Source organism: Geodermatophilus arenarius (assembly GCF_042654585.1).
GTDB classification, from domain to species: domain Bacteria; phylum Actinomycetota; class Actinomycetes; order Mycobacteriales; family Geodermatophilaceae; genus Geodermatophilus; species Geodermatophilus arenarius.
Genome location: NZ_JBHSGR010000009.1, coordinates 55,526 through 76,991, shown reverse-complemented (window position 1 = coordinate 76,991; position 21,466 = coordinate 55,526). Strand labels below are relative to the sequence as shown.

The window sequence follows — 21,466 nt, the reverse complement described above, 5'->3', positions numbered from 1 at the left end:
GACGTGGCCGACCGTCGCACGCGCCGTCCGCTCCTCGTCCGCGTCCTCGTGCTCCTCGTGTTCCTCGTGGGTGCCACGGTGGTCCTCGGGGTCCTGGCCGGAGCCGCACGCGCTGACGAGGGACTGTCCGCCGACCACACCCACCGTGGAGCGGACGGGTACGCCGGCTCCTGGGAGGACCACGACGAGGCGGAGGACGACGGCGAGGCGGAGGACACCGGCACCGGTCCTGTCGAGCAGCCGGTCGAGACGCCGCCCGTCACCGCGCCCCCGCCTGCCGAGACCGCGGCTCCGCCGGTCCCGGTGACGCCGCCCGAGCCGACCACCCCGGTCCCGCCCGTCGAGCCGCCCGCTCCGGTCGAGTCGGCGCAGCCGCCGGCGTCACAGCCGTCCCCGGCTCCTGTCTCGCCGCCAGTGCCGGCGACGCCGGGCGCGGATGCCGGGACGCCGGCCACCGGTACGCCGGCCTCGCCCGGTACGGGCACGCCGGCCACGGACGCGTCGACCCCGACGACCGGCACCCCGACCACCGCCACGCCGACGACCGGCACCCCGACCACCGGCACGACGACCGGCACCGCGACCACCGGCACGACGACCACCGGCACGACGACCACCGGCACCGCGACCACCGGCACCGGTGCGCAGCCCGCGACCGCGCCGGCCGAGGACGGGCAGGCGACGAGCGGGACCACGGAGCCCGAGGCCGCCGGTCCCGAGGCCGGTCCCGAGGCCGAGGCCGTGGAGGAGGCCGCTCCCGCGGACAAGGCGGTCACGCACGCCGTCACCCACCCGGCCTGTGACGCCGGCGAGCGTGTCGTGACGCCGGAGACGGCTGAGTCCGTCCCTGCTCGCAGCGACGACGACGGCGGCAGCCGGAGTGCGATGGCGTCCGAGCAGAGCGCGCGAGACGCCGCGGAGAAGACCTCCCACGCGGGCGGCACGGCCGTGAGTCCTCCGGTGCCCACCCTCGAGGCGACCCCCGCGCCCGCGTCCGCGCTCCCGGCCGAGGCTCCCCTCAGTCCTCCTCCGCCGCCCGTGCCGGCTCCGCTGCCGCCCCCGGTGCCCCTCGCGCCCACCGGCTCCTGCGGCACGGGGACCGCCGGCAGCTACGTCCCGGGTGGCGGGCAGCACGGTGGGTCCGCGCAGGACCTCGCCGTCCTCGGCGGGAGCCTCCCGGCCCCCTCCCCGTCGGCGGCGGGTCTCCCGCACGGTTCCGACGTCGACCCGGTCTCCCCCCGCGCCGACGACCCTGGCTCGTCTCCCGACTGAGGCACGCGCGGCAGGTCGCCCGACCCGCCGCTCCTGTGGTCGAGCTCCGGCGCCAGCCGGCACCACACCTCGGCCCGCCTCCTCCCGCGCCCTGTGCGCACCGCCTCGCGGACCCGTCGTGGTCCCCGGCGTCCCGGACGAGGCCGCGGCCCAGTGCCCAGAGACAGCCCACCAGCCACGAGAGCTGAGACATGACAGAGACCCAGAGCCACACGGACGTCCGCATCCCGACGCAGGCCCGCATCCACCACGTCCCCGTCCGCACCGCCGTGCCGCGGGTGAGCGTCGTCATCCCGACCTACAACGAGGCGCGGAACCTCCCGCACGTCTTCTCGCGCCTCCCCGCCGGCCTGCACGAGGTGATCGTCGTCGACGGGCACAGCGTCGACGACACGATCGAGGTGGCCCGGGCGCTCCGGCCCGACGTCCGGATCGTCCGGCAGAACCGCCACGGCAAGGGCAACGCGATGGCGTGCGGCTTCGCGGCCGTCACGGGCGACATCGTCGTCATGCTCGACGCCGACGGTTCGGCCGACGGGCAGGAGATCGAGCGTTTCGTCGCCGCGCTCACCGCCGGCGCGGACTTCGCCAAGGGCACCCGCTTCGCCGGCGACGGCGGCAGCTCGGACATCACCCGGACGCGGGCCTGGGGCAACCGGTGGCTCAACCGCGCCGCGAACGTCCTGTTCGGCACGCGCTACACCGACCTCTGCTACGGCTACAACGCGTTCTGGACGCACTGCCTCTCGTCCCTCGACCTGGACCCCGGCACGGAGCACGGTGACGTCAAGCTGTGGGGGGACGGCTTCGAGATCGAGACGATCATCAACACCCGCATGGCCAAGGCCGGTATGCAGATCACCGAGGTGCCCAGCTACGAGCACCCGCGACTGCACGGGACCAGCAACCTCAACACCTGGCGGGACGGCTTCCGGGTGCTGCGCGCGCTGGCCGTCGAGCGGTGCAACGGCAAGGGCCGCCGCGTCCCGGTGGCGCCCATCGCGCTGCCGGCGCAGCGCCTGAGCGAGGCCGGGTCGCGCGGAGCTGAGCAGACGGCGTGACCGTGCCCCCGGCGACGGGGGCGAGCCCAGGTCGTCCGGAGGCCCCGCCGACAGCGCTGTCGGCGGGGAGGAGCCCACGGTCTCGTCGTCAGGTCCACCCCGACGTGCCGTCGCTACGCCGATCACCGTGACGAGTGAGGCGGCTGCGCCACCTGGCCATTCGGAACGGTGCGTGACTAGGCGATTGCGAAGCGGAGCCCTAGGCTCAGGTCGGTGCACGGCCCACCGGGGGCCCGCAGCCCCAGGAGGTCGACCATGGAGCCCGCTCGCCGCGCCGAGTTCACCGGCAACACCGCGCTCGCCCAGCCCGAGGTCCGGCCGGCGCCCGCCCCCGCCCCGAGCGCCGGCGTGGCGACCTGCAGCGACTGCGGCCACGGCCGGCAGGCGCACCAGCACTACCGCCGCGGCACCGACTGTGCGCTCTGCGACTGCGACCGGTACCGCCGCTCGCTCCTCGCCCGGCTCCTCGGCGCCCGCTGAGCACCGTCCGGCGGACGGTCGGCTGACCGCCCCGCCGGCCAGGCGGCGCGAGCCGCCGTCGGCCCGGCACGCCGGGCGCCGTCAGCGCGGCGACCCCGGCACGCCAGGCACCGTCAGCGCGTCGACTCCCGCAGCGCGGCGTCCATGCGCGCCGCCAGCTCGGGCGTGTGCTCCCCACTGAGCAGGACGTGGTGGGAGCCGGGGATGGAGACGACCCGGAGGTCCGGCGCGACCCGGCGCCACACGTACAGCAGGTTCGCGATCACCGGCACCCGGAAGCGTGCGCGGAAGTACGTGACCGGCCCGGCGTACGGCTCGAGCCGGTAGGCGTTGAACACCCGGTAGGCGGCTGCGAACGTCTGCTTCTCCTCGTCCAGGGGCGTCACCGTCCGGCCGAAGCGCCGGCGCAGCACCCCCAGCACCGTGTCCTCGACCATGCCGGGCACCAGGAGCGCTATCCACCACGCCACGGTCCGCAGGGCGCGGGAGAACCGGGACAGGTGGTCGAAGGGCGGCTCGGTGTCGAGCAGGCCGAGGAAGGTGACCGTCCGGCCGGCTGCGGTGAGCTGCCGCGCCATCTCGTAGGCGACCAGGCCCCCGAACGAGTAGCCGGCCAGCCGGACGTCCCCCTCGGGGACCGTCTCCTGGACGGTGGCCACCAGCGGGGTGGCGATCTCCTCGATGGTGATCCCCTCGGTCGCGGCGATCCGGGGATCGGACGTCAGGCCGTAGACCGAGGCCGAGGTCTGCAGCGCGTCCACCAGGGTGCGGTAGATGTCGACGTCCCCGAGATAGCCGTGCACGAGGACGAGCGGGGTGACGTCCGGATCGCCGCGGCGCAGCACCTCGCACCGGGAGTGGGCCGTGGCCCCGGTGGTGACGGCCTTGGTCACACCGCGCACGGACGGGTCGACCAGGAAGTCCTCCAGGAGCACCGGGCGGTGCAGTTCCATCCGCAGGCGCCGCATCAGCGTCATCGCCTGGCGCGAGGTGCCACCGGCGTCGGAGAAGTGGACGTCGTCGGCCACCGGGCCGCCGAGCACCTCGGCGAACACCCGCGCCACGACGGCGTGGACGTCGTCGTCCCCGTCCGGGACGGCTGCGGCGGTCGCGGCCTCCTCGGCACGCCGGGCCGCCGCGCCGATCGACTCCAGCGACCGCGGGTTCTTCAGCGCCGACAGGTTGCGGACCGGCTGGCCCTGGAGCACGGCCCGCGCCGCGCTCTCCGACCGCTTGCCGTTGTGGGTCAGCGGGATCTCGTCGACCGCCAGGATCACCGACGGCACGTGCGCGGGTGACCCCTCCCGGCGCAGTCTCGCCCGGATGTGCCGGCTCAGCTCGTCGTCGAGCTCCGTGCCCTGCTGCAGCACGACGAGCAGCACCATGCGGCTGCTCCCCGGGGCGGCGGGGTCGTCGGTCTCGACGGCGATCGCGTCGGCGACGCCGGGCACCGCGCGGACGATCGTGTAGACCTCCGAGGGGCCGATGCGGATCCCGTTGACGTTGAGGACGCCGTCCGATCGACCGTGGAGCCGCGAGGAGCCGTCCCCGGCGATCTCGATGCGGTCGCCGTGGGTCCACGTGCCGGGGTGCTGTGTGAAGTACGCGGTCCGGAAGCGCTCCCCGTCGGGGTCCTGCAGGAAGCGGACCGGCCGCGACGGGAAGGGGTTGCGGCAGACCAGCTCGCCGACCTCGTCGAGGACCGGGCGCTCGTGGTCGTCCAGAGCGGCCACGTCCAGGCCCAGGCTGAGCGACTGGCAGCGACCCGGACGCACCGGGACCTCCGGGTGGCCGAGCACGAAGCAGCCGACGATGTCCGTACCGCCCGAGATCGACTGCAGCGGCACGGGGCCGACGTTCTCGGCGACCCAGGCGAACTGCCAGTCGTGCAGGACCGCCCCGGTGGACAGCACGGCACGGATGGCACTGACGTCGACGTCGGCCCGCGGGACGTAGCCCTCGTCCTGGCACAGCTGCAGGTAGGCGGGGCTGGTGCCGAGGACGGTCACCCCGTACCGCGCCGCCAGGCGCCAGAGCGTCTCCGGGCCGCTGATCGGGCCGTCGTAGAGGACGACGTGCGCGCCGACCGACAGAGCCGACAGCTGCCAGTTCCACATCATCCACGCCGTGGTGGTGTGGAAGTACAGGACGTCGGTCGGGCGGAGGTCGACGTGGAGGCGGTGCTCCTTGACGTGCTCGAGGAGCGAGCCCCCGATCCCGTGCACCATCGCCTTCGGCGGTCCGGTGGTACCCGAGGAGAAGAGGACCCAGAGCGGGTCGTCGAAGGCCATCCGCGGCCAGTCCGGCCCGGGGTCGTCGGCCGGCACCGCCGACACGAGGTCGGTCAGGCGGCTCACGGGGAGCCCGGCCGCCTCGGGCAGCGGCCCGTCGTCGAGCAGGATCACCCGGCGGGTCGCCGGCAGCGCCGACACGACCTCCCGCAGCACCTCGTCGGCGGGCCTCTCACCGCCACCGAGGCTCGAGCGGTCGACCAGCAGCGTGGTGGCGCCGACCTGGCCGAACCGCCCCAGCAGGCTGCTGACGCCCATGTCGGGGGTGGCGGTCGACAGTGCGGCCCCGAGACCCGCCACGGCGAGCCCGGCGACGACGATCCGCGCGTTGTTGGCGGAGATCGCGGCCACCGTGTCCCCGGCACGTACACCGGCGTCGGCCAGGGCGCGCGAGGTCCGGCGGACCAGCGCGCGCAGGTCCGACCGGGAGAGCTGTTCGGACGAGCCGTCCCCGTGCACGGAGGTGAGCGCCGGCGACGCGTCGTCGACGCCGGCGAGCGGGCGCAGCAGGTTCTCGGCGTAGTTCAGCCGGACGTCCGGGAAGAAGCGGGCGGTCCACACGTCGTCCGACGTGCTCACCGTGTCCGCGGACCCCTCCCAGGCCAGGTCCGCCCAGTCGAGGAAGGTGCGCCAGAAGTCCCGGTACGAGGCCACCGACCACTGGTGCAGCGCCGTGGCGGTGGGGAGCCGGCGGCCGGCCACGGACTCGCAGCGGGTCCTGAAGTCCGCGACCTGGTGCACCGGTGCCGGCGCGCGCACCTCGTCCGGTGCGGTGCCGAGCTCCGTCATCTCCTACCTCCTGGCGTCAGGGCCACAGGGCTGATCACGTCCGGGTCCAGCGGGACACTCGTCGCCAGGCTGGCGACGTAGCCGGGTCGGACCGGCACCGGGGAGACGTGCAGGCCACCGACCTGCCCGCGGTCGGCGACCGGCGTCGCGAGGTCAACGGGCGACCGCCGGATGCCGGTTCCCCTGGCCTTGACCACGGCCTCCTTCTGCGTCCACGCGCGTGTGACGGCCTCCGGCCGGTCCTCGTCCCGGAGTGCGCGGAGCCGGACCCGTTCGGTCTCGGCCAACCAGTCCTCGTCCGCGGCGTCGCGGACCTCCTCGGGGCGGTGGCGCTGCACGTCCACGCCCACCAGACCGCGGCGCGCCACGGCGACCAGGGCGAGGTCCTCGCTGGCGGAGCAGGAGAAGCGCAGGGGGTCACCGGGGAGGAAGGGCCGGCCGTCGTCGGACCGCAGCGGGACGCCGGCCGGTCCCGTGCCGAGCAGGTCGCCCAGCACCCGTCGCAGGCAGGCCCGGACCAGGACACGTCTCCTCCGCACGGCGGCCGTGCCACGCTCGGCCCGCGCCCGCTCGACGTCGTCGAGGCACCCGGCCTCCGCCGCGACGTCCCACCGGGGATCGGCGAGGTCGATCACGCGCAGGACGACGGGTGCGGGGCCGGAGGCGACGTCGGGGCGGGCGGACGCACCGCGGACCAACCGAATGACCATCACGCTCCGTGTGTGGCTTCGTCCACCCACCGTCAGGGGACGTCAAGCTAGTGGCTGGCCCGACCACTGCCAAGAGGACGGTCCGGCCGCTGACCACCGATCATGGGCTCCCGACGAGCCGCGGTGCCCCTGCGGGACGCGCACTCACCCCGATGGATGACCCCGGGGACGCGCCTCTGGGCGGCGCGAGGACGACGGAACACGATCGGAGGACCGAGGTACGACCTGACGGCGCCGGCCGCTACCGTCGTCGAGTCCAGACACGCAGAAGGAACGGTGTACATGTCTGCCCCTGCGTCCGGTTCGCCCGTGACCGGCCCAGCCCGCCGCACAGGCAGCGTGGCCCCCGTCTTCGAGGCGGTGGTGGCCCAGCGGGGCACTGCGACCGCGCTGTCCGGACCCGACTCGAGCATGAGCTTCGCGGAGCTCGGTTCCCGTGCGCGGGCCGCCGCCCACCGGATCCGCTCCCTCCTGCCGTCGGGCGCTGCGCCGGATGCGCCGGTGGCGGTCCTCGCGACCCCGACCCCGGAGCTCGTGGTCGCCATGTTCGGTGTGGTGCTCACCGGCAGGCCGCTGGTCGTCCTGGACCCGCAGCTGCCGACGGGGCGTCTCCAGCAGATCCAGGAGATGGCCGGAGCGGCGCTCGCCGTGGCCGAGGGCCGGCTCGCGGCGCGTGCCGCGGAGGTCGGGACCTTCCCGGCCCTGACGGACCTGGACGCCCTCATCGCCCTGCCGGGCCCGGAGGACGCCGCGGCGGCCGACGGGGAGCCCGCCGTGGAGCCGGGGCCGGACAGCCCGGCGACCATCGTCTTCACCTCCGGGTCGACCGGCCGGCCGAAGGGGGTCGTCCACGGCCAGGCGTTCGTCGTCGCGGAGGCTGCCACCACCGGCCGGCTCATGGGCCTGACGGCGGGGGAGCGGCTCGGGCTCGTCCTGCCGCCGTCCTTCGCCCTCGGTGAGCACGCCGTCTTCGGCGCCCTGCTCAACGGGGCGAGCCTGCACGTCTACGACCCCCGGGACCGTGGCATGCGAGGCCTCCCCGCCTTCCTGCGGCAGCAGGGGGTCACGGTCCTGTCGATGACGCCGTCCCTCCTGCGTGCGCTGACCGGTGCGCTGTCGCCGGGACAACGCCTGGACGACCTCCGGCTGGTGGTCACCGCGGGCGAGGCGCTGCACGGGCGCGACGTGCGGGCGGCCCGCGAGCGCCTCGGTGCGATCACCATCGCGAACCACCTCGGCTCCTCCGAGACGGGGCAGCTGACGTTCGGGCCCCTCCTGCCCACCGACCCGGTGGGCGACGGCCCGGTCCCCGCGGGACACGTGGTCGAGGGGAAGGAGATCCAGGTCCTCGGCGAGGACGGTCGTGCGGTCCCGCGCGGCGAGGTCGGCACGCTGCTCGTCCTCGGTCCCCACCTGGGGGGATACCTGGCCGGTGGCGTGGACGGCCCGTTCGGCCGCGCCGAGGACGGCCGGGCCACGTTCCGCACGGGCGACCGGGGCCGCTACGACGAGCGCGGCGTCCTGCACCAGCTGGGCCGCACCGACGACGCGGTGAAGGTCAACGGCTACCTCGTCGAGCCCTCCGAGGTCGAGGCGGCGCTGCGCGGTCTGACCGGGGTGGCGGACGCGGCCGTCGTCGCGGTGAAGAACGGCACCGGCACCGGGCTCGTCGGCTACGTCGCGCCCAACAGCGACCAGCGCACCCCCTCGCCGGCGCAGCTGCGTCGCGACCTCGTCGCGCTGCTGCCGAGCTGGATGGTCCCCGCCGAGCTGGTGCTGCTGGACGAGATGCCGCGCAACGAGCGCGGCAAGGTCGACCGCGCGGCGCTCCCCGCTCCCGCCCGGCACGATCCCGAGCCGCCCCAGGGGCACTGGGAGAAGGTCGTGGCCGGGCTGTTCGAGTCCGTCCTGCACCGCTCCGGCGTCGGCCGGGACGAGACCTTCACCGCCCTGGGCGGTGACTCGCTGAGCGTCGAGGAGATGCTGACCCGCCTCGGCGAGGAGCACGGTGTCGTGCTGACCTCGGGGGACGTGGCCGAGAACGCGACGGTGCGCCAGCTGGCGGCGGTCGTGTCCCGGTCCCGGGCGGGTGCCGACGGTGGCGCGCGGGCCGGGACCCGGCGCCGGCACGCCAGCGTCGTGGCGCTGCGGCAGACGGGCTCGCGCCCGCCGGTGGTGTGCTTCGCGGGCGCCGGGGCCGGGGGCCAGGCCTTCCTGCCCCTGACCGAGGCCCTCGGCGAGGACCAGCCCGTGTACGCCTTCCAGCCGCACGGCTTCGAGGAGTGGGGGCTGCCCGACTACTCGATCGGCATGGCGGCGCGCCGGCACCTCCGCCGACTGCGGGAGATCCAGCCGCACGGGCCGTACCGGCTGGTCGGGCACTCCATGGGGGGTCTCGTCGCCCTGCAGGTCGCGCGGCGGCTGGCCGCCGCGGGCGAGGAGGTCGCCTCGGTGACCCTCATCGACACCGTCCTGCCGCAGCGGCTGGTCGAGCAGGCCTGGTCCCCGGAGGCGACGGCGAACGGGGAGCACCCCGCGGTGGCCCCCCTGCCCGGGGACGACAAGTACGGCGCGCCGAAGACGACGCGTGAGCTGTGGCGGCGCCGTGTCCTGGCGCTCGCGGCCGGGGCACTGCCCCCGTCGGGCGCGCGCATGGAGGGCATGCTGGAACTGGGTGTCCGGGTGTCGCTCCTGCACCGCCCGCAGCCGTGGGACGGCCGCGTCGACGTCTACGTCAGCCACCTCAACGAGGCGAGTCTCGTCGTCTGGCGGCAGCTGCTGGTCGGGGACGTCCGGATGACCACCCTGTCCGGCGAGCACAACTCGCTCCTGCGGTCGCCGTTCGTGGAGCAGATCGCGCAGGGCTTCACCACGGCTCCCTGACCGCGCCCCTCGTCCCGGGGCCGATCCGCCGGACGGTGTCCACACGGACACCGTCCGGCGTCGTCTTGCCGGCCGTGACGGACGGCCGGTCCATGATCGCGGTCACGTCGCGGCGATCTCACAGGTGTGTCACAGTTTCACTGGGCAACATCCTCGCCGTGGTCGGAGCGGACGCGTGGGGGAGTGCTCGCGCAGCGACAGAGCGGTCGTCGCCGATCACCGCACGCGGGACGTCCCCGTCCCGCGCGTGACGCCGGCCCCGTTCGGGTCCGGGAGGTCGCAGGAGCCCTGCACCTCCCCGGACGCCGAGCTCTGAGCACTGCGGAGGACGCCCGTGCCGAACCTGCCATCCCCGTCGGCCTGCGAGTCGGTGGTCGCCGTGGCGCACCCGGCGGAGGAGCGCCCCGCCGAGCCGACGGTCTCGGTGGTCATCGCCTGCTACACCGAGGCGCGGTGGGCGGGGATCACCGCCGCCGTCCGGTCGGCGCTCGAGCAGGACCGGCGCCCGCTCGAGGTCGTCGTCGCCGTCGACCACGCCCCCGCGCTGCTGGACCGGGTCCGACGCGCGTTCCCCGAGGTCCGCGTCGTCCCCAACACCACCTCGCGCGGCGCCTCCGGTACCCGGAACGCCGGGGCGAGGGCCGCACGGGGCGACGTCGTCGCCTTCCTGGACGACGACACGCGCGCGGCACGCACCTGGCTGACCAACCTCGTCCGCGGGCTGGAGGAGACCCCCGGGGCCGTCGGCGTCGGGGGGCGGGTCGAGGCGGACTGGCCCGGGGGCGTCGTGCCCCGCTGGTTCCCGCCGGAGTTCCTCTGGGTCGTGGGCGCGTCCTACGAGGGGATGCCGACCGGGCGCAGCGAGGTGCGCAACGTGTGGAGCGAGAGCATGGCCGTCTGGCGTGAGGACTTCGCCCGGGTCGGGGGCTTCCGCGACGGCTTCGGGAAGCTGGGGGCCGCCTCCAGCCCGGAGGACACGGAGTTCTGCATCCGCGCGGCCGCCGTGACCGGCCGGTCCTGGCTGTACGTCCCGGAGGCCGAGATCGTCCACGACGTCCCCGCCGCCCGGGCGAGCTGGAGCTACTTCGTCCGCCGGTGCCACTCGGAGGGGCGCGGCAAGGCCGCGATGGCCGCCCTGGACCAGGGGAGCGCGCTCGGGGAGGAGCGTGGTCACGTGCTGGGGGCCATCCCCCGCGGCGTGTGGCGTGACCTGCGCCGGTTCCTCCGCGGGGACGGGTGGGGTCTGGCCCGTGCCGCCACGGCCGGGGTGGGCCTGCTGGCCGCTGCCTCGGGGTACGCCGTCGGCCGGACCGGCGCGGTCCGGGCCGGCGCCTGACGACGGCGGCGCCGGTGACCGCCCCAGGGGGTGGTCACCGGCGCCCGGTCCCGGGTCAGGCCGGCGCGTAGATCGTGACCCAGTCGACCTGCATGGTCGTCGTCCGCGGGTTGCCCACGCCGCAGCCGAAGGCGCCGCCACCGCCCTGGCAGCCGCCCGGCTGGGTCTGGATCGCCAGGTGCATCGGCTCGCTCGGCACGCCCTGGTGGACCGTCGTCGCCCACGGCCGGCCGTCGAGGGTGTAGACGAGGCGGCCGGGGGACCACTCGACGCCCATGGTGTGCCACTGCGTCAGGTCGACGGCGACCCGCTCACCGACCATCGCGTCGTCCCCGCCGTGGTGCAGTGTCGCCGTCGTGCCGCTGCGGTTGCCGCCGGCGTCCTCGGCGAAGTCGATCTCCGGCGGCCAGTTCGGGCCGTCCGGCCAGAGCAGGGCGGCGTACTTGATCTCGTCGCCGGCGTCGATGCGGAACCGCATCTCCCACTTGCCGTAGGTCTGACCGATCCGGCTGGCCAGGCCGCCGCTGACCCACTGGCCGTTCAGCAGCTCGTTGCGCAGCTGGAGGAAGCCGCCGCTCACCTGGACCTGGGAGGGTGACCAGGTCCCGTACGGGGACCCACCGGGCTGGCCGGAGTAGGTGCGCCACTGCGGGCCAAGCGTCGAGCCGTCGAAGCCGTCGGAGAAGACCTGCCGCCACCCGGTGACGTCACCCGTGGGAGTCGGGGTGCTCGCCCCGCTCGTCGTCGTCGACGCCGGCGGCACGGCGGCCGGCTGGGGCGCGGTGGAGGACGGGGGCGTGGCCTGCGGCACCGGGGAGGTGGACGCAGTGGCGGACGGCGTGGGCGCGGTGGCCGGCGGCGGTACGGCGGCCGGCGGAGGCACGGCGGCCGGAGTGGTCGGCGGCGTGGTCGGCGTGACCGCCGGCGCAGGGGGGCCGGACCGCCGGGTGTCGCGGGGGACCTCGTTCCGGAGCCGGCGCTGCGAGGTGTCGCCGTGGCCCCAGGAGTTCCACCAGGAGGCGGCCTCGGCCAGCGGACCGGCGGCCGCGGCGTCCTCCGGCGCCTCCAGTGACAGGGCGACGAGGCTGCTGGCGGCCGTGAAGGCGGCCGTCAGGGCGATGAGGCGGATGGCGAGGCGCCTCCTCACGTCGCGCGGTCGGCCGGATGCACGGTGTGACGACATGGCTCTGAGTAAATATGTCGACACGGTGCGATGTGAAGAGTGCACAGGCGATGGGGACCGGTTCGTCTCTCCCAGGCCCCCTGCGCACCACTGGTCACACGCGCCCCGTCGACCGAGGCCGGCCACGACGACCACCCGGGCCCGCCCGTCCTCCGATCCGGTTGCGTCCACCACATCCGCTGATCTCGCCTGTCCGGGCCCGTATCCTGGACTGACCATGCCGTCGCACGCTCGAGCCGCCGGGTCGCACGCCCGGACCGGCCGGCCCCGCCACGCCCTCCGCAGCCGGATGGGTGGCTGGCTCGCCGCCACCACCGTGCTGGGTCTCCTGGCGTCCTGCAGCACGGACGGCACTGAGGCTCCGGCGCCCGGCCTGAACGACGGGGTGCCCCTCGCGTCGACCGCAGCCGAACGTCTCGGCTGGCAGCAGTTCGACGGCGACGAGTTCGACGGCGCGCAGCTGGACCTCACCGACTGGCGGCTCTACGGGAGCCTGGGCGCCAACGGCATCGGGGTCCGCAGCCCGGATGCGGTCTCGCTCCGCCAGGGCTCACTGGTGATCACCGCCTGGCAGCAGTACTCCGGTGGCCTCGCGTGGCACGGCGAGCCGGCCACCACCTACGGCAGGTGGGAGTTCCGGGCCAGGGTCGAGGAGGGCACGGGTTACGCGCCGGCCATCCTCCTGTGGCCGGACTCGGACAACTGGCCGATCGACGGCGAGATCGACGTGATGGAGATCGTCGCGGGCGACCGGGGGGTCAACCACACGACCGTCCACTACGGCGCCGACGACCAGCGGATCGACAGCACGGTGACCGGTGACTTCACCCAGTGGCACAACTACGCGGTCGACTGGCAGCCGGACAGCATCACCGTCTACATCGACGGCGAGCAGGTCTTCCGGACCACGGAGCCGGCCGCCATCCCGCACGGCCCGATGCACCTGGCGATCCAGCTCGACGTGGGACCTCAGGGCACGTGGATCCCCGCTCCGGACGCGACGACCCCGGAGACGGTGAGCCTCTACGTGGACTGGGTCCGGATGTACCGCTGACTCCCGGGGAGGCCGTGCCGGGTGGACCGGGTGCGGCCAGGCGTCCCTGCGGGCGTCGGCGCGCCCGTCGCGTCGCGGGCCTGGCCGGTGCCCTCGCCGGGCTGTCGGCGGGCATCGGCCTCGCCGCGCACCACCACCTCTCCGGCAGCAGTCTCCTGGTCGCGTTGAGCGCCTTCTCCACCCACCTCCTGGCCCTCGCCCCCGTGTCCGCCGCGCTGCTGGTCGCCGGCCGGCGGTGGATCGGAGCCGGCCTGGCCGCCGCACTGACCGTCGCCGCCGTCGCCGCCGTCGCCCCCACGTACGCGGGCGACCCGGTGGAGGCGCCCGGCGGGCAGCCGCTGACGCTGCTGACGGCGAACGTGAGGCTGGGCGAGGCCGACGCGGAGGGCCTGGTGGCCCTCGTGGAGCGCTCCGGCGCGGACGTCGTGTCCCTCCAGGAGCTGACCCCGTCGCTGCGCCGGCAGCTCGAGGCGGCGGGCCTCGACGAGCTCCTGCCGCACAGCGTCGTCCTGGCCGCCCCCGGCGCGGACGGGATCGGGCTGTGGAGCCGTTCCCCGCTGACCGACGAGACACGCCACGACGAGCTGACCTTCCCCGCGGTGTCGGCCCGGGTCGGCCTGGCCGACGGACAGCCCGGCCCCACCGTGCTCGGGGTCCACGCAGCCGGCCCGTGGCCGCAGGCGGCCGACGACTGGGTCCGCGACCTGGCCAAGCTCCCTGCCCTGCTGCAGCGGCTCGGCCAGGAGGCCGACGAGCACGACTCCGCCGTCCTCGTCGGCGGCGACTTCAACGCGACGTGGGGCAACGCCCAGTTCCGCGGGTTGCTGCAGGACGGGTACCGGGACGCGGCAGAGCAGCTCGGTGCCCGGTGGACGGCGACCTTCCCGGCCGGCGCGGCGATCCCCCCGGTCATCGGCATCGACCACGTCCTGGTGCGCGGCGCCGGTGCACGGGACCTGCGCACGGTGACCGTCCCCGGTTCCGACCACCGGGGGGTGCTGACCACCGTCACCCTCCCCGCGGGGTGACCCGCGCGGCGGCGAGGCCGGCCGACCGGGGCCGCCGGCGGGCGCGGTCCCGGCTGCGCGACGGTCCTCAGACCTCCGACGCGGCCTCGGGCCGCCGGTAGCCCGGGTCGTCCACGCGGACCAGCTCGGCGGGGACGCCGAGGACGACGCCCCACTCGGGGACGTCCCGCAGGACCAGGGACAGCGCGCCGACCCGCGCGTGCGAGCCGACGTGCACGGCGCCGACGACGACGCACCCGGCCCCGAACTCCACGTCGTCCCCGGCGCTGGCGACGCCCTTCTCCGAGCCGTCCCGCCGGACCACGTTCCCGATCGTGACGTGCTGCCGGAGCACGCAGTCGGCGCCCAGGCGCACACCGGGGTTGAGCACGATGCCGTGCGGGTGGAAGACGCGCAGCCGGGGTCCCACCTCGAGTCCGGGCGGGAGCTCGACGCCCACGAACAGCGAGGTGAACAGCGAGTAGCCGAAGGCCAGGGCCCTCCCGGGGAGGCCCCACCGCCGCACCGCCCACTGCGCGGTGCGGAACGCCACGAGCAGCAGCTGCGAGTCCGGGTAGCCGGCGTTGGCCTTCCAGTCCTGCGTCGCCCAGCGGAGGAACCCCCCGCCGGGGACGGCGTCGCTCACGGCTGGACGCCGTCGAAGCGGACGATCAACGCGTCGTCGTTCTCGTAGACGGTGGTCCACCCCGGCGCGCCCGTGACGGCCTCCTCGAGCCGCTGGAAGGAACCGTCGGTCACCAGGCCGTAGTACTGGGCGTACGCGATCATGCTGCGGGTGACGACCAGGTACGGCCGCTCGCCCTGGGTCGCCATGAACTCCTCGACCGCGGGCAGCCCGCCCTCGTCGAGCAGCTCCCCGCCCAGGCCGGCGAACGTGACGAGGTCCGGGTCGCCGCCGGAGGACGGCACCCCGAAGGCGTTGTAGTCGGCCGTGAGGCGCCCGGGCGCGTTCTGGGCCGCGATGACCAGCGTGCGGCCCGGTTCGCCGTTGTCGTAGATCCACTCCATGGCCTCCACCTCGTCCTCCGAGAAGGTCGACCAGGCCAGGGTGCCGTGCAGCCCCTGGATGCTGGCCAGCGAGACGGCGACCAGGACGACGGCCAGCGCCGGGGCGACGACGCGCCTCCACCGGATGCGCACCACCGCCTGGGCGATCAGGAAGGCGGTGAAGGGCAGGGAGAACAGGTAGACGCGGTAGATGGCCTCGCCGCCGTAGCTCTGCCCGAGCAGGATGAGGAACGGCGCGAACGCCAGGGCGGCGGGCACGAGCACCCGGCCGGGCCTGCGCCAGGACGCCAGCACGGCGACGGCGCCGGCGAGCCAGACGCCGAGCGCGAGCGCGGAGGCGACGGTGCTCGTGAACACCTGGCCGGCGCTCCCGGTCGTCGTCGTCACGACGCCGCCGGCGTTCTCCCAGAACCGCAGGCTGTCGAGCAGGCCGTAGGCGCTGTTGATGAAGTCGAAGCGCGGGAGCAGGTAGGCGACGGCGATGAGCAGACACCCGAGCACCGTCCAGCGGGGCCGGACCGTCCCCAGCACCGTGAGGAGCACGAAGGCCACGACCAGCATGTACGGCGACAGCTGGTGGGCGATGGTGACGGCGGTGAAGAGCCCGTACAGGAGGGCCAGGGCGACCCACCGGCTCCTCCGCGACACCGGTGGCACCGGCTCCGCACCCCGCACCGACCAGGCCTTGAGCCGCCGCAGCCGCGACGGCCCGCGGCGCCACTCCGTCGGGGTCCGGCGCAGCCAGGTGAGCACCACCAGCACGCAGCCCAGGCTCAGGTGGAAGGCGTACGCCTGCGGCGACAGGTAGGCGGTACCCACCCACAGTCCCGCGTGGAAGAGGAAGACCGTCAGGAACGCCACCCGGCGGTCCTCGGACAGGGTCCGGGCGATGGCGAAGACGGGCAGGCACACCAGCAGGCTGGAGGCGAACGGGGCCCAGGTCGCCAGGGTCAGCGTGCTGACGCCGGTGAGCTCGCCGAGGGCGGCCACCGCCGTGAAGAGGGCCGGCCACTGCTGGTAGATGTCACGGGGGTCGGTGACGCCGTTGCCCTCGCGGAACCACTCGACGACGCCGAGGTGCTTGTACGTCCAGGCGTACTCGGGGTTGGTGTAGAGGATCGGCACCGTCGCGTCGACGACCGCCACGAGACCGACCACCCCGGCGACCAGCGCCCAGGTGCGCCGCTGGTCGAAGAGCTCCACGACGAACCCGGCGCACACCAGCGCCAGGCCGACGTGGAACAGCGGACCGACCAGGGCCAGCAGGCCGTAGTCGGAGCGCGTCGCGGTGTCGACCTGCGTGAGGCTCACCGCCCACGCGGCCAGGCCGGCGAGGACCACCAGGGGCGCCAGTGCCCGGCGGAGGAGCGACGGCCGGTCCCGGCGGGGGCCGCTCTCGTCGGGGACGCCGGGGAGGGCGTCGGGCGTCCCGGCGTCGGCGAAGGCGCGGGTCATCGGCCGGCCCCCCGCACCCGGAGCAGCGCGACCGCGCAGGACGCGACGGTGCCGGCGGCGAGGACCAGCAGGAGGGTGGTCGGTGACCAGACGTCGAGCCAGGCCGTGACCGCGGAGGCGATGCCCCAGACCGCCAGCGAGACCACGTCGGTCAGCGCCCACGACGTCGACTGCCGGGAGGTCGGCACGTGGGCCAGGACGGCCGCGCCGGGACCCGCGCAGACGAAGGCGAGCACGGTCACGAGGCGGACCGCCTGCGGGGCGTCCACGGCGACCGCCAGGGCCGAGGCCACGGACGTGCCGATGCCGGCCCAGGCGACGAGCGTCCGGGTCCGGGCGCCGGTGCGCTCGTCGGTCCGGAGGGACACGTCCGGCACTCCCGTCGGTGCACTGGTGGAACTCATGTGGTCGCCTCTCCTGCGCCGATCCTGCTGGGTCCGACCTCGCGGACACGACGGGCGGGGACACCGGCGTAGACGCCGCGGGGCAGGCAGTCGGCCGCCACGACCGCTCCCGCCGCCACGACCACGTCGTCGCCGATCGTCACGCCGGGCAGGACGGTGACGCGGGCGCCCAGCCACACGCGGTCCCCGATCACCACGGGCAGACCACTGGCCTGCGACCGCCACGTCCCGCCCGGACCGCGGTGGTCCGAGGTGATGATCATCGTCTGCATGCCGACGGCGCAGTCGACGCCGATCTCGACCGGCGCGACGGCCTCGATGTAGCACTGCAGGTTCAGGTAGCTCCGCGCCCCGATCCGGACGTTGCGCGGATCCCCCTCGAAGCGGCAGGCGGGGCTCACCACGAAGGAGTCGACCGCCATGCCGCCGAGCCGGTAGAGCGTGCGGCGCAGCACCTTGGGGACGGCGAAGGAGGCCGCCACCCGGTTGAACCAGAGGTTGCGCCGGAAGACGCGCGCGTCGAGGCGCAGCGACTCCACCAGCAGCCGGAGGTCGGACCGGCGCGGCGTCCCCCGGCCGGCGGGCAGCGCCGTGGTCACGACGCGGCCTCGGGCCGGGCGGGCACCTCGGTCTCCGCCTGCCGCGGCCGGCCCGCGCTCGCCACGAGCTCCCGGTACAGCCGCCGCCCGATCGGCAGGACGGCGAGCGCCGTGACGACCTCGGCGGCCAGGTACACCAGCGCGAGCCCCTCGAGGCCGAAGTCGGTGAGGCCCACGGCGGTGACCGCGAGGAACACCACCGCCTTGACCGCGAGGGCCGTCACCAGCGGCCGCAGCCGCTTGCGCGCCACGCTCAGGGCGGTGAAGATCACGAACCCGGCGCTGAAGGGGAAGGACAGGGCGATGATGCGCAGCAGCGTGGTCCCCTGGTCGGCGTACTGGGAGCCGAGGAGGGCGAGCAGCAGGGGCGCGGCGGCCACGGAGACCGTCGTCGCCGCGACGCTCACCAGCGCGGTGAGGCGCATCGACCGCTTGATCAGCCGGCGGAAGGCGGCCGCGTCGTTGGCGTACTCGACGACGAAGGCCATGGCGATGCTCCACACCAGCGTGCCGAAGGAGACGCTGACGTACCACGGGACGTAGAAGTAGGCGGCCGCCTCGCTGCCGAGCTCCGCGGAGACGAGCACGGGCGGGAGCAACGCGACGCAACTGGCCAGCGCGCTGGCCGCGTAGTCCCCGGCCACGAACCCCTTGATGGAGCTCCAGCCGACGTCGGCCGACCCGGTGGACGTCGCCACGTGCCGGGGGACCAGCCGGCGGAACACGAAGGTGTTGACCACCAGGACGGCCAGCAGGGTGGGCACCACCAGCGCGGCGAGCGCACCCCAGCGGCTGGACAGGAGCACCAGCGGGAACAGGAGGGCCACGCGGAGCAGCCCGGCCACCAGGTTCTCCAGGGGCACCCACACGGCTCCGCCGAGGGAGGTGAGCGCGCCGTCCTGGACCAGGAACAGGGCGTAGCACAGCGTCGCGCCCACGAAGACCAGCGGGATGAACCACTCGTCGCCGAGGATGGCGCTGCCGAAGCCCAGTGCGACGAAGCCGAGGGTGACCACCAGGCCCATGCCCAGCGCCAGGCCGTAGGCCCGGGCGATGAAGCCCCCGGTCGCGCGGCCGGCCTGCGGGACGAAGCGCAGCAGCACGCTGACGATGTTGAGCTGGGCCAGCCCCGCCAGGAAGGTGATGGCGGACAGGGCCGACGACGCCTGACCGACCGCCGAGGCCGGCAGCAGGCGGGCGGCCACGATCCAGAACACGATGCCCAGGACACCGGTGAGGACCGTGGAGGCCATCAGCGCCACGGCGTTGAGCTCCATGGCCCGGCGCTTGCGCGGGGCCGCGGTGGCGGTCACGAGGTCTCCTTCGTGCGGGCTGCGAGGTAGGCGCGCGGCCCGGACACCATGCCCCGGAGGCGCAGCCGGCGGAGCTCCGCCGGGAGGCCCTCGAGCAGGGTGGTCACGCCGGGGTCCCGGGGGCGGAGCCGGCTCCGTGCCACGGTGAGCGCTGCGTGTGCCAGCCCCACCAGGTGGCGGGGGTCGCGCGCGACGACGGCCGTCAGCAGCGCGGTGAACCCCGTTCCGTAGCCGGCCATCTGGCGGGCGAGCTCCGCGTCGGTGCGGCGGTGCGCGTGGCTGGTGATCGCCGAGGGCTCGTACCCGAGCGCGCGGCCGGACGTCAGCATCCGGACGACCATGTCGACGTCCTCGCCGCCGCGGCTGGGGGTCCCGGTGCCGAGGGCCTGGTCGAACGGCCCCTGGGCACGCAGGGCCGCGGTCCGGAAGGCCATGTTCGCGCCCATGAAGGTGCCCAGCTGGTAGAGCGAGTGCGTGCGGACGGTCCGGAGGGCGCCGTCCACGCGTCGCTGCACCAGGACCCGGTAGCGCGCCGGGTGCCAGGACCGGGCGCGCGGGCGCTCGAGGCGGAGGGTCTCGGCGACGAGCACCTTCGCCGCCCCACCGCTGTGCTGCTCGAACAGCTCCTGCGCCGGGGTCTCCAGCTCGCTGGGGACGACCAGGCCGCCCAGCCCGTCGAGGGCCGGCTCCGTCGCGAACCGCTCCGCCAGGGCCCGGACCCAGTGACGATCGACCTCGACGTCGTCGTCGGTGAAGGCGACGACCTCCCCCACGGCCTCGTCGACGCCGCGGTTGCGTGCCGCCGAGATCCCGGGGACGGGCTGGCGGAGCAGGCGCACCCGCGGGTCGCCGAGCTCCGGCACGGCCGCGGCGGCGTCGCCGTCGGGTGTGCCGGGGCGGTTGTCGACGACCAGCACCTCGACCGGCGGGAGCTCCTGGTCCAGCAGGGCCCGCAGGCAGCGGGAGAGCCCGGCGGGCCGCTCGAGCATCGTCGGGATCACCACGGAGACGCTCGGCAGCGCACCCCCGGCCGCGACCGGGGCGTCCTCCGGCGCGGGCTCCACCAGCCGCTGCACCGCGGCGTCGCGGGCGTCGCGGTCGAGCGCCTCGGGGAGGGGGAGGGTGAACAGCCCCACCGGCCGGGCCCCGCGCCGGGCGACGACGTGCACCGCCCCGTAGCGGGCGACGTCCTCGTCGGCCAGGACGGGACCGTCGGTCCCGTCGAGGTCCCAGTGGACGACCTTGGTCGGCCGCCACCCGCCGTCCCCGGCGGGCGACGCCGCGGGGACGGCGCCGGCCTCCCGGTCCAGCCGCCGGTCCAGCCGCCGCTGCCGGATGTAGGCGCCGGGTCCGCGGAGCATCCCGGCCCGGTTCGCCGACAGCAGCTCGGCGGGGAAGTCCGCCGCGAGACCGGAGACGCGCAGGCTGTCGGAGCTGGTCATGTCCCGCACCGCCCTGCCGGCCAGCGCGGCCAGCCGGAGGAGGACGGGCGGCGAGTCGACGACCAGGGAGGTGTAGAAGGCGGTGAGGCCCGTGCCGTAGCCCTCCATCTGCCGGCGGAGCCCGGCCACGTCGCGGCGGTGGAAGTGCCGGGTGACCGCGCTGGGGCGGTAGAGGGTCGGGAGGCCCGAGCGCAGCAGGTCGGTGAAGACCCGCGTGTCCTCGGCGCCGTGCGTCAGGGTGCCGGCGCCGAGCGCGGCGTCGAAACCGCCGACGGCCCGCAGGGCCGACGTGCGGAACGCCATGTTGGCGCCGACCCCGAACGGGGGCAGGGGGTACAGCGGGCTCTGGCGGTCCCCGCTGCCCGGCCCGAAGTCGGCCGGCGTGAACCCGCGTCCCTTGCTGTGCCCGCCGAACTGCTCGAACCAGACCTGCGCACGGGTCGCCAGCTCGGCGGGGACGACCAGCCCGGACACGGCGGCGGCCTGCGGCCGCTCGGTCAGGGCACGGGTCAGCTCCGACAGCCACATGGGGTCGGCGACCTCGTCGTCGTCGATCCAGGCGACGACCTCACCCTCCAGCGGCTCCTGCAGGGCCCGGTTGCGTGCCCGGGACAGGCCGGGCCGCGGCTCGACGACGTACCGGATGTCCAGGCGGCCGGCGAAGCCCGCGACCACGTCCGCGGTGGCGGTGGTGACCGGCGCGTTGTCGACCACCCAGACCGCGAAGTCGGGGTGGTCCTGCGCGGTCAGGCTCTCGAGGCAGCCGGCCAGCGCCTCCGGCCGCTCCCGGGTGCACAGGACGACGCTGGCACGGGGAGCGACGGCGAGGTGGCGGGCGTGCACCTCGGCGAAGCCGGGACCCGCGGCGCGACGGCGGCGCACGACGTCGCCCCACCGGCTGTCCAGGAGCCGCTGGAGCTCGTCGGCCCGCATCCCCTGATCGGGGAGCGGCACGACCTCCCACCCCACGGGCTCGCCGTCCAGGCGCAGCAGCAGCCACGCCTCGTCCGCGGTCGTCCCGTCCGGAGCCGTGCGCTGCAGCGGACCCACCGGGTCCGAGAGCTCGACGTCCAGGACGTGTGCCGCGGCGGTGTCGACCGCCGGGGCGGTGTCGTCGACCAGCGCCATCTCAGTTCGATCCGTCCGTTCCCCCGGTGG

At 75.1% G+C, this 21,466-nt stretch carries 15 protein-coding genes; 6 read left to right on the top strand and 9 right to left on the bottom strand.

The annotated features are described in order from the left end of the window. Positions 1-1,463: 1,463 nt before the first annotated feature. The gene (locus ACFO3M_RS10250; RefSeq protein ID WP_387988483.1) at positions 1,464-2,333 is read left to right on the top strand and encodes a glycosyltransferase family 2 protein; all 870 of its coding nucleotides are present in this window, start codon (positions 1,464-1,466) and stop codon (positions 2,331-2,333) included. A gap of 255 nt (positions 2,334-2,588) precedes the next feature. Further along, positions 2,589-2,813 carry a hypothetical protein gene (locus ACFO3M_RS10245; protein WP_387988482.1) on the top strand — a complete coding sequence of 75 codons (225 nt, stop codon included), beginning with the start codon at positions 2,589-2,591 and terminating at the stop codon, positions 2,811-2,813. 113 nt (positions 2,814-2,926) lie between these two features. Here ACFO3M_RS10245 and ACFO3M_RS10240 read toward each other — a convergent pair whose 3' ends face one another. Both ACFO3M_RS10240 and ACFO3M_RS10235 read right to left on the bottom strand, forming a co-directional pair. Further along, a complete protein-coding gene (locus tag ACFO3M_RS10240) occupies positions 2,927-5,893 on the bottom strand; it encodes an acetoacetate--CoA ligase (RefSeq protein ID WP_387988481.1) in 2,967 nt (988 codons plus the stop codon). Next, entirely contained in the window at positions 5,890-6,603 is a 714-nt protein-coding gene (locus ACFO3M_RS10235; RefSeq protein ID WP_387988480.1) for a 4'-phosphopantetheinyl transferase family protein, read from the bottom strand. Before ACFO3M_RS10235 ends, ACFO3M_RS10240 begins: the two co-directional genes overlap by 4 nt. A gap of 102 nt (positions 6,604-6,705) precedes the next feature. Here ACFO3M_RS10235 and ACFO3M_RS10230 point away from each other — a divergent pair, with 102 nt between their 5' ends. Together ACFO3M_RS10230 and ACFO3M_RS10225 are read left to right on the top strand one after the other, a co-directional pair. Then, positions 6,706-9,486 carry an alpha/beta fold hydrolase gene (locus ACFO3M_RS10230; RefSeq protein WP_387988479.1) on the top strand — a complete coding sequence of 927 codons (2,781 nt, stop codon included), beginning with the start codon at positions 6,706-6,708 and terminating at the stop codon, positions 9,484-9,486. Between the two features lie 334 nt (positions 9,487-9,820). Beyond that, positions 9,821-10,822: a glycosyltransferase family 2 protein gene (locus ACFO3M_RS10225; protein WP_387988478.1), complete on the top strand. Its 1,002-nt coding sequence runs from the start codon at positions 9,821-9,823 to the stop codon at positions 10,820-10,822. A gap of 55 nt (positions 10,823-10,877) precedes the next feature. On the opposite strand, the gene ACFO3M_RS10220 is transcribed toward ACFO3M_RS10225, so the two are convergent. Beyond that, on the bottom strand, positions 10,878-11,969 hold the full coding sequence (locus tag ACFO3M_RS10220; RefSeq protein WP_387988477.1) for a glycoside hydrolase family 16 protein: 1,092 nt from the start codon (positions 11,967-11,969) through the stop codon (positions 10,878-10,880). A 421-nt stretch (positions 11,970-12,390) separates the two neighbouring features. On the opposite strand from ACFO3M_RS10220, the gene ACFO3M_RS10215 reads away from it, so the two are divergent. Together ACFO3M_RS10215 and ACFO3M_RS10210 are read left to right on the top strand one after the other, a co-directional pair. Further along, complete coding sequence (locus ACFO3M_RS10215; protein WP_387988476.1) at positions 12,391-13,059, top strand: glycoside hydrolase family 16 protein; 669 nt, start codon at positions 12,391-12,393, stop codon at positions 13,057-13,059. A gap of 164 nt (positions 13,060-13,223) precedes the next feature. After that, positions 13,224-14,087 carry an endonuclease/exonuclease/phosphatase family protein gene (locus ACFO3M_RS10210; protein WP_387988475.1) on the top strand — a complete coding sequence of 288 codons (864 nt, stop codon included), beginning with the start codon at positions 13,224-13,226 and terminating at the stop codon, positions 14,085-14,087. 67 nt (positions 14,088-14,154) lie between these two features. On the opposite strand, the gene ACFO3M_RS10205 is transcribed toward ACFO3M_RS10210, so the two are convergent. Genes ACFO3M_RS10205 through ACFO3M_RS10180 form a run of 6 tightly spaced genes read right to left on the bottom strand, consistent with a single transcriptional unit; the run spans position 14,155 to position 21,436 of the window. Then, positions 14,155-14,712 carry a serine acetyltransferase gene (locus ACFO3M_RS10205; protein ID WP_387988474.1) on the bottom strand — a complete coding sequence of 186 codons (558 nt, stop codon included), beginning with the start codon at positions 14,710-14,712 and terminating at the stop codon, positions 14,155-14,157. Then, positions 14,709-16,550, bottom strand: a complete 1,842-nt coding sequence (locus ACFO3M_RS10200) for a hypothetical protein (protein ID WP_387988473.1) — start codon at positions 16,548-16,550, stop codon at positions 14,709-14,711. Before ACFO3M_RS10200 ends, ACFO3M_RS10205 begins: the two co-directional genes overlap by 4 nt. Beyond that, positions 16,547-16,918, bottom strand: coding sequence for a hypothetical protein (locus ACFO3M_RS10195; protein ID WP_387988472.1), 372 nt, complete (start codon positions 16,916-16,918; stop codon positions 16,547-16,549). Before ACFO3M_RS10195 ends, ACFO3M_RS10200 begins: the two co-directional genes overlap by 4 nt. A 32-nt stretch (positions 16,919-16,950) precedes the next feature. After that, complete coding sequence (locus ACFO3M_RS10190; RefSeq protein WP_387988471.1) at positions 16,951-17,553, bottom strand: acyltransferase; 603 nt, start codon at positions 17,551-17,553, stop codon at positions 16,951-16,953. Then, a complete protein-coding gene (locus ACFO3M_RS10185; RefSeq protein ID WP_387988470.1) occupies positions 17,550-18,866 on the bottom strand; it encodes a lipopolysaccharide biosynthesis protein in 1,317 nt (438 codons plus the stop codon). The genes ACFO3M_RS10190 and ACFO3M_RS10185 overlap by 4 nt, the downstream gene beginning before the upstream one ends. Next, a complete protein-coding gene (locus ACFO3M_RS10180) occupies positions 18,863-21,436 on the bottom strand; it encodes a glycosyltransferase family 2 protein (protein ID WP_387988469.1) in 2,574 nt (857 codons plus the stop codon). Before ACFO3M_RS10180 ends, ACFO3M_RS10185 begins: the two co-directional genes overlap by 4 nt. Between the last annotated feature and the right edge of the window lie 30 nt (positions 21,437-21,466).